The organism is Bacillus sp. z14 (2026) (assembly GCF_058313575.1).
Genome location: NZ_JBZFQK010000005.1, coordinates 23,750 through 36,160 on the forward strand (window position 1 = coordinate 23,750; position 12,411 = coordinate 36,160).

Consider the following 12,411-nt stretch of genomic DNA (forward strand, 5'->3'; position numbering starts at 1 on the left):
CGAAGAAATCCCCCTTATTGATTAATTCGTGATCACCATTGATTGGTGCTCTACTGTTAAAATCACTCGGTTAATAGCATTTAAATACGCTTTGGCCGACGCTTCCAACACATCCTGGGCTAATCCCCGTCCGCTTGTTTCCACTCCCTGATAAATAATTCTTACAAACACCTGTGCCAACGCATCTCTGCCGCCGCCAACTGATTGAATACGGTAATCCTGCAGCTTAACTGGTTTCTGGATGCAACGCTCGAGCGTATTGTATAACGCTTCAATACTCCCTGCTCCAGTGGAGGCCTCCTGTATTCTGTCGTTATTTACCCCTGACAATGTAACGGTTGCTGTAGGAATCTGATTGGTTCCGTATTGAACCTGAATGGAAATTAATTCATAATAGTTATCCTCTTTTGTTACTTTCTCTTCCAGTACTAACGCGACAATATCATCATCTGTCATTTCTTTCTTACGATCTGCGAGATCCTTGAATACTTTGAAAAGGTGATTAACTTCTTCATCCGACACAGGGAAGCCTAACTCTTCTAATTTTGTACGGAATGCATGCCGGCCTGAATGCTTACCAAGCACCATGGAGTTAGAACTTAATCCAACTAATTCAGGTTCAATTATCTCGTAGGTTGTTTTCTCTTTAAGCACACCGTCTTGATGAATGCCGGATTCATGTGCAAAGGCATTTTTACCTACTACAGCTTTATTTGGCGGGATTACCATACCTGTCAGTTTACTGACCAATTCACTTGTACGTTTAATTTCACTAAGAACCAAGCCGGTTTCTGCCTGATAAAAATCTTTTCTTGTATATAGGCCAAGCGCTACTTCTTCCAGTGCAGTATTCCCGGCCCGTTCACCAATTCCATTAATGGTACCTTCTATCTGAGTCGCTCCGGCCAGAATCGCTGCCATAGAATTGGCGGTCGCCAATCCTAAATCGTCATGGCAATGGGCAGACAACGTAACCTGATCTATAGATGGAACGTGGCTCATTAGATATCGGAAGACTTCACTGTATTCTTTCGGTGTGATATAACCAACCGTATCCGGGATATTGATGATCTTTGCTCCGGCTTTGATAGCTTCTTCCACAATCCGAGCCAGGAATGGAAGCTCTGTTCGGCAAGCATCTTCAGCTGACCATTGAATAACCGGGAAATACTTCGAAGCATAACGGATCGAAGCCACGGCAGCTTCAACTACCTGATCCTCCGTCATTTTCAGCTTATACTGCCTGTGTATGGGTGATGTAGCAAGAAAGACATGTATCCTCGGGTCGGCCGTTTGCTTTAAAGCTCCCCACACTGCATCAATATCACTTTCCACAGATCTTGCCAGTCCTGTTACCGTTGAATTTTTGACTAAATCAGCAATTTTCTTCACTGATTCGAAATCTCCTGGAGAGGCTGCGGGAAAACCAGCCTCAATGATATCTACACCCATTTTTTCTAATTGTTTGGCTATCTCCAGTTTTTCGGTCAAATTAAGAGTGACTCCGGCAGATTGTTCTCCATCACGTAAGGTCGTGTCAAAAATATTAATTTTTCGCACTGCCGACCACTTCTTTCTGTTTCTTTTTTTGCTGTTGAATAAATGGCATCATTTGACGAAGTTCTCTGCCTACCTGTTCAATTGGATGTGCATTTTCCTGTGCCTGTGTCGCGTTAAATACAGGTCTGTTCACTTGATTTTCAAGCAGCCATCCTTTTGCAAATGTGCCATTCTGAATTTCTTTTAACACTTGCTTCATTTCTTCTTTAACAGCCGGGCCAACTACGCGGGGACCTGAAACAAAATCACCCCATTGAGCGGTATCAGAAATGGAATAGCGCATCCCTTCCATGCCGCCTTCATACATGAGATCAACAATTAATTTCAATTCATGTAAACATTCAAAGTAAGCAAGCTCAGGCTGATAGCCAGCTTCCGTCAGCGTTTCAAAACCTGCCTTTACCAAGGAGGTAAGTCCCCCGCAAAGTACTGCCTGTTCTCCAAATAAATCTGTTTCGGTCTCTTCCTTGAATGTAGTTTCAAGAGCTCCTGCCCTAAGTGCTCCAATCCCTTTTGCGTAAGCCAATGCAACTTCTCTTGCTTCACCTGACACATCCTGATAGATGGCAAATAATGCTGGAACACCTGCCCCTTGTTCAAATGTCCTTCTGACTAAATGGCCCGGTCCTTTTGGCGCCACTAGGGATACATCTACAAATGCCGGAGGAACAATTTGATGATAATGGACATTGAAACCATGAGCGAACATCAGTGTATGACCTTTCCGCAAGACTGGTTCAATCTCTGCTTTATATACTTTTGTTTGATGTTCATCCGGTAAGAGAATCATGATTACATCTGCTTCCTCGCTTGCTTCCCTAACAGATTTAACATCAAATCCATCTTCAACCGCCTGGTTCCAAGATTTACCCTCTCGCAATCCAATAACTACTTCAAATCCGCTTTCCCGTAAGTTCTGTGCATGGGCATGCCCCTGTGATCCATATCCAATAACTGCTACCTTTTTATTTGATAAAGCTGCTTCATTTGCTTCATTTTGATAGTACATTTTTGCCATAATTGTTCTCTCCCTTTTTCATTTTTATTTAGACAATTGAATAATTCTTTGTTCCCTGGTTGCCCATTTGAGTGGAGCGGGCAAAAGCGGTAGTGCCTGTTCTAGCTAATTCCTTAATTCCGTACGGCTTGACTAATTCGATAAAAGCTTCTATTTTATTTGATTCACCGGTTATTTGAATCACAAGACTTTCTTTGCCAATATCAATAACCGAAGCTCTAAAAGGCTCAATGAGTGAGTAAATCTCACTTCTCGATTGGGGAGTGGCTGTTACTTTTACTAACGCAAGCTCCCTGGCTACAACGGATTGATCTGTTATGTCCTGTACCTTTATGACATCAATCTGTTTATTTAATTGTTTGGTAATTTGTTCTGCAATTTGCACGGATTCGACGTTTACAACACAAGTTATTCGCGCTCTCTCCTCCATTTCGGATTGCCCTACCGTAATACTTTCAATGTTATAATTTCGTTTCGTAAATAAATTGGTAATCCGGTTAAGGACACCCGGTCTGTTTAGAACGGTTAAAGTGATGATCCTTTTCAATTTTTCTTCACCCCTACCATTTCATTAATTCCCTTTCCAGGTGCAACCATTGGGTATACATTTTCTTTAGGTTCTACAAAAATATTGATTAGTACTGGACTATCTTTACTAAATTCTTCGTTAAATACCCTTTCAGCTTCTTCCTCCGTCCAGATATCGAATCCCTTTATTCCATAAGCTTCAGCCAGCTTGCTGAAGGAGGGCTGGGAACGAAATACACTTTCTGAGTATCGGGATTCATAAAAGATTTCCTGCCATTGGCGTACCATTCCAAGAGAACCATTATTGATAATGATAATTTTTACTGGCAAGTTCAGTTCTGCGATAACAGCAAGTTCCTGAATAGACATTTGGATACCCCCATCACCATTTACGGAGATAACCAAATCATCTGGTTCAGCAATTTGTGCTCCAATCGCAGCCGGTAATCCAAACCCCATCGTGCCAAGTCCTCCGGAGGTTACCCATGCATTCGGACGCTTAAAAGGATAATACTGGGCAGCCCACATTTGATGCTGACCAACATCGGTTGTCACGATGGCATCCCCATTACTCATTTCATAAATCATTTCCATAATTCTCTGTGGTTTCAGGTGCTGACCGTTCCCCTTGTCATAATAGAATGGTGCATCCTCCAGCCAATTCTGAATTTGCTTCCTCCAGCCCTCGTTATCTGGCTGTTTGCCATTCTGCTTGATTAAATGCTTCAGAGCATGCCTGGCATCTCCTACAACCGGGATAGCCGTCGGAACATTTTTACCGATTTCAGCAGGATCAATGTCTATATGGGCAACCATTGCATGCGGTGCAAATTTTGATAGATTACCTGTTAAACGATCGTCAAACCTGGCACCAATATTGATTAATAGGTCACATTCAGACAGTGCCATATTGGCTGCGTATATTCCGTGCATCCCTCCCATTCCGATGTAAAGCGGATGACTCGGAGGAAAACTGCCAAGTCCCAATAATGTATTAACGACTGGGATTTGCTGTTGCTCAGCATATTCAAGTAAGTACTTTGAGGCTTTCGCATGAAGGATACCTGCACCAGCCAAGAAAACGGGTTTCTTAGAAGAACTGACTGCTTCTACGAGTCTTCTAATCTGCAAATAATTAGGTTCATACTTTGGCTGATATCCCGGCAAATGGATTGTCTCAGGTTCCTCTTCTATTGCTACGAGCTGAGCCATATCTTTCGGAATATCAATGAGGACTGGCCCTGGCCGTCCTGTTGAAGCAATATGAAAGGCCTCCTTCACGATTCTTGGAATATCTGCCGTATTTCGAATTTGATAATTATGCTTTGTGATCGGTGTTGTAACTCCTAAAATATCTGCCTCCTGAAAAGCATCTGTTCCGATTACTCCTGTACCAACCTGACCGGTAAAAACGACTAAAGGCAAGGAATCCATCATGGCATCAGCAAGACCTGTGACAATATTGGTTGCTCCGGGACCAGAGGTAGCAATTACCACTCCAGGCTTTCCACTTATCCTTGCATATCCTTCAGCCGCATAGATTGCGCCTTGCTCATGTCTTGGCAACACATGCTTCAATCCCGATTTATAAAGTGCATCATAAATGGGTAGAACGGCACCTCCGGGGTATCCAAATAAAACCTCCACTCCTTGCTTTTTCAGGGCATTGACCAACATCTCGGCTCCGCTGATTTTTATTTCAGTTTGTAGGCTTTTCTTCTCAGCAAGAGCTGTTTTCTCCAACATGGAATCTACCTCCTGTTTAGTGATAGGCTTATTTGCCAGGTCTTTTTTAAAAATAAAAAAGCCTTTTCATCACATACGTTTCCCAATTGAAACGCAGGGATGAAAAGGCTTGTTGTCCTTTCCATGGTACCACCCTAATTCATAATTGATTTCATCAATCATGCACTCTTTACTTTTGATAACGGGTTGATCGGTCAAACCCGGTCTGTATTACTGGAGAGTTCATACAGACGCTCAAAGGGGAGTTCATACTTGGAAACAGTACCGATTCTCAGCACCATCGGCTCTCTGTAACTGTTCAGCCCACTTACTACTTATCCTTATCATCGCTTCTACTTATTAAATTCTTGTTATTAGTTCCACTATTATAAATCCAAATAATTACTAATTTGTTATCTCGTTGAAATTTATAATACGACCTTCCAGACACATAGTCAACTGATTTTTCTAAATTATTAGACTATTTAATTAATTCTGAATAATTGTATGCGCTTTCATTGTTTTTGCTAAGCGGTTTTCCTATTTTTAAATTTTTATCATCGCAATATCATTTGTAATTAAAAGAAATAAATGAAATTTCATCTCTATTTTTTACACAAAAAAAGAGCCTATAAGCTCTGGAATTTATTGTGACACTCTGATTCTGGGTATAAATTTCACTAAAATAATAAATACAATAGCTGCTAAAAGTGTATAAGGCAAGTATTTCCCAAACAGGTCGGTAAAACGGAACGGTGCTTCATGGATAAACTCGGCTTTCTTCCATTTTTAGTTACCGATTTCAACAGCAATGGCAGAATCAGAAGATTGATTATTCAATTTATAATACTTAGTGCCTACAGGGTATATGTTAGAGCCATTCCCTTTATATTGTCCGGTATCGTCATCTGCTATTGACTCCACCTTGCCTATGTATTTACCAATTTTCCGAGGATCTATTGCCTCATCTTCCTTCATTTCATATACCTTACCCTCCCAAACAACAAAGTATTTATTCCAACTTAATACTTGGGCCAATGATAGATAGATGAATGAAAGGACAAATAGTATCAGGGTCGTCTTTTTTTCAAAGCAATCGAACTCCTTCTTAAATACTATTTTAATAGTAGCATATAATTTCCATATTATTTACATATAATTCAATAAAAAATCCTGCGGATCAATTACCACAGGATTTCACATTATGAAGTCTGGATATTTTTATACTGGCTTTCATACATTTCACTGTATCGACCTTTATGACGTAATAATTCTTCATGCGTTCCACTCTCTTTGACTTGGCCGTCATCAATGACCATAATCTTATCTGCCTCGCGAATCGTACTGAGCCTGTGTGCAATCACAAAGCTGGTACGTCCTCTCATCACTTTACGCATAGCATTCTGTATGGCAAGCTCTGTTCTCGTATCTACACTGCTCGTTGCCTCATCCAGGATCAGGATTGCTGGATCCTTTAATATTGCCCGGGCAATAGCTAGCAGCTGCTTGTTCCCTTGGCTGAGATTCGAGCCATTTTCTAGAAGCATCGTATCGTAGCCATTTGGAAGTCTTGTAATAAAATAATGAGCATTTGCCGTTCTGGCAGCTTCAATCATTTCTTCATCTGTAGCATCCAACCGGCCATATTTTATATTCTCTTTAATGGTTCCCGTAAACAAATACGTGTCCTGCAGCACAATCCCAAACGTATCTCTTAAGCTCTCTCTTGTATAATCACGAATATCTACCCCATCGATTAAGATGCTCCCTTCAGATACCTCATAAAATCTGGTTAAGAGATTCGTAATGGTTGTCTTCCCTGCACCAGTTGGTCCCACTAGCGCATTGTGGCTGCCCGTTTTTGCTTCAAAACTGATATTTTTTAAGATGGGGTGATTTGCGTCATATCCAAATGAAACATTCTTAAACGTTACATTTCCTTCTGAATGCCGGAGTGGAACCGCATGCTCGCCATCTTTTGTCTCTTCATTCTCATCAATCACCTGGAATACTCGTTCAGCACCTGCAACTGCAGACTGAAATAGATTGAATATATTGGCCAAATCATTTAACGGTCTCGTAAACTGCCTTGAATAGCTGACAAAACTGGCGATCACCCCAATCGTTACAGCTTCATTTACAGCCAAGATACCGCCTACAATTGCAATCGCGGCCAGTCCAAGATTATTAATTGCATTCATTAATGGCATTAAATAACCTGACCAGATTTGTGCCTTCCTTCCTGATTCAAATAATTTACCATTGATTTCTTCAAACGTCTCGACCACTTGATTTTCTCTATTAAAGGCTTTAATAATAAGCGTTCCGGATATCGTTTCTTCTATATGTCCGTTCAATTTGCCTAAATGTTTTTGCTGTTCCCGAAATAAAACCCGTGTCCGTTTAGCAATCATTTTCGTCAGCAAATACATAAATGGTATCGTAATACATGCAGCAACCGTCAAAATGGGGCTCAATATTAGCATCATAATAAATGATCCCGTTATTGTGATGACTCCACCCATCAGCTGCGTAGTCGATTGAGAAATACTACTGCTGACATTATCGATATCATTTGTAACTCTGCTCATCATATCGCCATGGGCATGCGAATCAAAATAACCGATTGGTAATTTAAGCAGCTTATGAAATAGCTTGCTTCTTAAAGATTGAACAACCCGCTGAGAAACTCGGACCATCATCCAGCCCTGGAGCAAACTGGATATTCCATCTGTTACATAGACCACAGCCAAAATTAGAATCATCATATGTAATAAGTTCAGGTCAACTGATTCCTTCGCAATCGTATCGACCGTTCTTCCAATCCAATAGGGAACAAATAAGCTGATAGCTGAACTAATAACAACAAAGCCAAAAATAATCCACAGACTTCTCTTTTCAGACCCAAAAAATCCCCAAATCCGTTTAAGAGTTCCCGTAAAATCCTTAGGTTTTTCTACAGGAGCAAATCGGCCCGCACCATGGCCATGGCCTCTTCCCCCTGGTTTCGGCATTTGCGGCTGTGAGGGCTTGCTTCCATTCTCCGATTTATTTGCCATGGCTAACCATCTCCTCACCTATTTGCGAACGTATAATTTCCTGATAAACCGGATTATGTGTTTTTAACTCTTCATGATTTCCAATACCTACTATTTTCCCATTATCCATAATGATAATTTTGTCGGCATCCATAACAGAGGTTATTCTTTGGGCAATCAAAAAAATCATCGACCCTTTCGTTCTTTCCCCTAATGATTCCTTTAATTGCTTCTCCGTGACCGCATCAAGTGCGCTGGTTGAATCATCAAGAATTAAAACAGATGATTTTTTCAACAGGGCTCTGGCAATCGATAATCTTTGCTTTTGGCCACCGGAAAGATTAATTCCGCCCTGTCCAAGATGAGTATCATACCCATTGGGCAAAGCCTCTATGAATGTATGGGCACAGGCTGCCTTGGCTGCCTGTACCACCTCTTCCATACTGGCATTCCCATTTCCCCAAAGTATATTTTCTTTAATCGTTCCCGTAAATAACATAGATTTCTGAGGCACATATGCCACAGTCTCTCTCAATAAAGCTGGGTCCATCATTTGAATGTTTACCCCATTCATATAAATGGCACCTTTAGAAGGTTCATACAATCTAGGAATCAAGTTAACCAGACTGCTCTTTCCTGATCCGGTTGAACCTATTATCCCAACTGTCTCACCCCTATTTACATGAAAGGTAGCGTCTTTTACTACAAAGTCCTTCGTTCCAAAGTATGAAAAACCAACTTGATTAAAAAAGATACCTTCTTTATCAATAGCTTTTCCAGATGTATCAAGTGTTGAAGGAGGCTCCTCAGTATTAAATACTTCTCCAATCCTTCCGGCAGATACCCTTGCCCGAACAAAGAAATTAAATATCATTGAAATCATCGATAAAGATACTAAGATTTGAGTCATATAGTTCACATAGGCAACAATTTGTCCAACCTGCATCTGTCCATTATTTATATTCCAACCGCCCACTAAAAGGACGAGCACAATTCCAAAATTCACGGTTAGCATGATTCCAGGACTAAATACAGACATTACTCGCATAGCTTTAATAGAGGTTTCTGCCAAATCATCATTCCGTTCTTCAAAACGCTCCTTCTCAAACTTAGAACGATTGAATGCCCTGATCACCCGTATGCCGGATAAATATTCTCTCATTCCCCCGTTCAAGCGATCTGTCACTTTTTGAACACGGATAAAGAAAGGAAAGCTAAGTTTCAGATTCAGCATAATGATACCCGCTACAATCGGAATAATAATTAATAGAATCCATGATATAGAAGCATTTAAACGGACTGCCATGATAATGCTCCCTATACAAATCAATGGAGCCTTCACCATAATTCTCATCAAGCCGTTCACAAATACTTGCACCTGCGTTACGTCATTTGTAAGCCTTGTAACTAGAGTCGCTGCTTCAAAACGGTTCATTTGCACGAGTTTTAAAGACTGTATCTTTTTATATAAATCAGAGCGAAGTTCAGCTCCCATTTTTTGCGAAATATTACTGGAGATTATATTCCTGCTTATCGCACCCAACGCACCTACTGCCGTAACAACTAACATCACTCCGCCCATTTCCAATACAAAAGAAAGGTCTTTATTTGCTACACCTTTATCAATCATCGTTGCTAATATCGTAGGCAGAAGCAAATCACAAATGGCTTCAACCATTAAAAATAGAATCGCAACCGTAAATAAAACTCCATATTTCTTTATATATTTTCGTAAATACCCCATACCTTCACCTTTTTTCGTTACCGACATATGACTACATCCTTATTTTGCTAAAACCTTTTCAATCATACAAGTAAAAAGCCCAATTTACCTTTCCTTTTAAAAACAGTTTAGGAGCTTTATATATAGATAGATAAAAAAACACACGGAATTTCCTAATCGGAAACCCGTGTGTATTCATATTTACATATTTGATTTTTTCAGATAGAGATATACAGGATAACCCAATGCGGTAATCGCTAATCCAATTAAAGAATATAAGGTATCGGTAAAAACCGTACATACCAATATATATACTCCACCAATGATTCCGACAAGCGGAACAAACGGATAGAAAGGAACTCGATAAGTCGGAACTAAGTCCTTACGCTTTTTACGAAGGATGAAAACCCCGTAAATGGCCATTACAAAGAAAATCCATGTGGCAAATAAGGCCAGAGTAGACAGTGTATTAAATGATCCAGATAAAATATAAATAATCGATAAGACCACTTCAAAAATAAAGACATTAATCGGTGTACTTGTACGGCTTTCAACACGTCCCATAACATGATGGAACGGGAAGATCTTGCTTTGTGCCATCGCAAATGGCACTCGGACACCTGTCATCAAATATCCGTTCAATGTACCAAATATAGAGATTAGAATCCCTATCGAGATAATCGCTGAGCCGCCGCTTCCAAAAAGAATGAGAGCAGCATCCGTTGCTACTTTTTCTGTCGAAACAATCTCCTGAACAGACATAACAGAGAAAAAGGCTACGTTTATTAGGACATATGCTGCAATAATAATCGTCATTCCAAACAAAATAGAGCGTGGTAAGTCGCGCTGAGGATTTTTCATTTCTCCAGCCATATTTCCAACACTCACCCAGCCTTCATAGGCAAACAAAGTTCCTAGGATTGCAGCACCAAAGCTAGTTAGGGTAAAGCTATGAACAGATTCTCCCGAGAATAGCGATGCTGTTTCTTTCCCCATTCCATGAATAATTCCAAACACAATGATGGCAATAATTGGAATCATTTTAGCTATCGTAGAAATGAACTGAATCCTGCCTCCAAGTTTAGTTGAGATGATATTTAGTGCGGCCACAAATACTAAAATACCAATCGCTAATAATTTTTGCTGGAGGTCTGTCATAGGCATAAAATATGTTGCTTGTGTGGCAAAAACGATGGATAGCGCCGCCAGAATGCCTGGTATATAGATTAACGCTTGTACCCATCCAAATAGGAAAGCAAATTTTTCTCCATAAAGCTCCTTCAAATAAGCGAATACCCCACCTGTCTCCGGTATAGCTGAGCCAATCTCAGCCAACGTCAGAGCAGCTGCAAGAGTAATTAATCCCCCAAGTAACCAAGCTATAATAGCCGCAACTGGAGAACCGGCGCTTTCCAATACTGGAGTAGCTTTAAAAAATATACCTGATCCAATTACAACCCCAACTACAATGGTTAAGGCTTCTTTCAAACCAATCTCTTTCTTTAAAACAGCTCCCGCTGCATAGATGTTCTTCTTTTGATGTTTTGACATGGCTTAATTAATCCTCTCAAAATAAGTTCCTTATTTCACATATTAAAAATGTTATCCGAAAGAGAGAAGTTATTCAAGACAATTATTGATTTATTAATCATATTAGTATAGCGAAAATTGAATTTATTAATTGATACACTCCTAAATTATCCTATTTTATTTAATAATTACTTCACTAATTATTTGCTCACAATATTTTATAGGAGTATGGTGTGTTCTAGTTTCTAATATCTCTTGATGACAAACTAGCTTCCTTTCCAAAACCTAGTCTTGAAACCGTTATTTTTTATGGATATACATAAACATTTGAGTTTTATATTTTAACCTCTTATATAAAAGTTTAGAATTTATTCTGAATCTTCATATAGTTAAATTTTACCACTAATCAAAAAACATTTATAATTAAAATTGAATCATATAAGGAGGTTGGAACTATGACGAAACAAGTATATGTCATTACAGGCGGATCTGGCGGAATGGGGAAAGCAACTGCTGAATTAGTCGGCAAGAAGGGGACTGTCCTTTTAGCAGACGTTTCGCATGAACGCTTACTTCAAACAAAAGAGGAATTGGCTGGAAAAGGGATTACAGATGTCCACATTCAAGTCGTTGATATTACATCTAAGGAAAACGTTGCAGACCTAGCTGATAAGGCTGCTGAGCTGGGTACATTAAAAGGATTAGTTCATACAGCAGGCCTTTCTCCTACTATGGCAGATTCAAAACGGATTACAGAAGTTAACCTGGTTGGGACAGGTATTATTCTAGAAGCTTTCCTTCCACTTGCTACGGAAGGAACAGCGGTCGTTTGCATCTCTTCCATGAGCGGTTATATGGCTCCCCGTCAAGGCCCTTATATGGAAGTACTAAAACAGCCGTTAGCTGAAAATGCCGTGGAAACAATGGAGCAATTTGCCCAAGGGAATCCTGGGGCTGCCTACAGTTTATCTAAATTAGGCGTACAATTAATTGTTGAGGACCAGGCATGGACATGGGGAGAAAAAGGCGCACGTATAAATTCTCTCTCTCCTGGAACAATCAACACACCAATGGGACGTCAGGAAGCCTCAAAGCAAGCAGAAATGAAGAAGATGCTTGAAATTACACCTTTACGTCGTGAAGGGGAATCAAAAGAGATTGCAACAGCTGTAGAATTTTTATTAAGCGATGCGGCTTCTTATATCACAGGTATCGACTTACGCGTAGATGGCGGTACTGTAGCAAATCTAGCAAAACATAAATAAACAATCCTACAGTAATAGTAAATA

The 12,411-nt window shown here is 40.0% G+C and carries 9 protein-coding genes and 1 other annotated feature; of the genes, 1 reads left to right on the forward strand and 8 read right to left on the reverse strand.

Going from position 1 to position 12,411, the window contains the following annotated elements:
* Positions 1–21: 21 nt before the first annotated feature.
* The 8 genes from AC4G3O_RS15335 to AC4G3O_RS15370 all read right to left on the reverse strand — a co-directional run bounded on the left by AC4G3O_RS15335 (position 22) and on the right by AC4G3O_RS15370 (position 11,143).
* Positions 22–1,560 (reverse strand): 2-isopropylmalate synthase, encoded by a 1,539-nt coding sequence (locus AC4G3O_RS15335; protein ID WP_490551071.1) that lies wholly within the window; start codon positions 1,558–1,560, stop codon positions 22–24.
* On the reverse strand, positions 1,547–2,578 hold the full coding sequence (ilvC, locus tag AC4G3O_RS15340) for a ketol-acid reductoisomerase (protein WP_066108666.1): 1,032 nt from the start codon (positions 2,576–2,578) through the stop codon (positions 1,547–1,549). The genes AC4G3O_RS15335 and ilvC overlap by 14 nt, the downstream gene beginning before the upstream one ends.
* A gap of 28 nt (positions 2,579–2,606) precedes the next feature.
* Positions 2,607–3,125, reverse strand: coding sequence for an acetolactate synthase small subunit (gene ilvN / locus AC4G3O_RS15345; RefSeq protein ID WP_066108669.1), 519 nt, complete (start codon positions 3,123–3,125; stop codon positions 2,607–2,609).
* The gene (ilvB, locus tag AC4G3O_RS15350; RefSeq protein ID WP_491136433.1) at positions 3,122–4,852 is read right to left on the reverse strand and encodes an acetolactate synthase large subunit; all 1,731 of its coding nucleotides are present in this window, start codon (positions 4,850–4,852) and stop codon (positions 3,122–3,124) included. The genes ilvN and ilvB overlap by 4 nt, the downstream gene beginning before the upstream one ends.
* 92 nt (positions 4,853–4,944) lie before the next feature.
* Positions 4,945–5,188: a binding site (T-box leader), on the reverse strand.
* A 432-nt stretch (positions 5,189–5,620) separates the two neighbouring features.
* A complete protein-coding gene (locus AC4G3O_RS15355) occupies positions 5,621–5,809 on the reverse strand; it encodes a hypothetical protein (protein ID WP_066108679.1) in 189 nt (62 codons plus the stop codon).
* A gap of 224 nt (positions 5,810–6,033) precedes the next feature.
* On the reverse strand, positions 6,034–7,890 hold the full coding sequence (locus AC4G3O_RS15360; RefSeq protein ID WP_066108683.1) for an ABC transporter ATP-binding protein: 1,857 nt from the start codon (positions 7,888–7,890) through the stop codon (positions 6,034–6,036).
* Complete coding sequence (locus AC4G3O_RS15365) at positions 7,880–9,613, reverse strand: ABC transporter ATP-binding protein (RefSeq protein ID WP_491136460.1); 1,734 nt, start codon at positions 9,611–9,613, stop codon at positions 7,880–7,882. The genes AC4G3O_RS15360 and AC4G3O_RS15365 overlap by 11 nt, the downstream gene beginning before the upstream one ends.
* Positions 9,614–9,793: 180 nt before the next feature.
* Positions 9,794–11,143, reverse strand: a complete 1,350-nt coding sequence (locus AC4G3O_RS15370; protein WP_490551068.1) for an APC family permease — start codon at positions 11,141–11,143, stop codon at positions 9,794–9,796.
* 434 nt (positions 11,144–11,577) lie between these two features.
* On the opposite strand from AC4G3O_RS15370, the gene AC4G3O_RS15375 reads away from it, so the two are divergent.
* Positions 11,578–12,387 carry an SDR family oxidoreductase gene (locus AC4G3O_RS15375; protein WP_140462246.1) on the forward strand — a complete coding sequence of 270 codons (810 nt, stop codon included), beginning with the start codon at positions 11,578–11,580 and terminating at the stop codon, positions 12,385–12,387.
* The last annotated feature ends 24 nt before the right edge of the window (positions 12,388–12,411 follow it).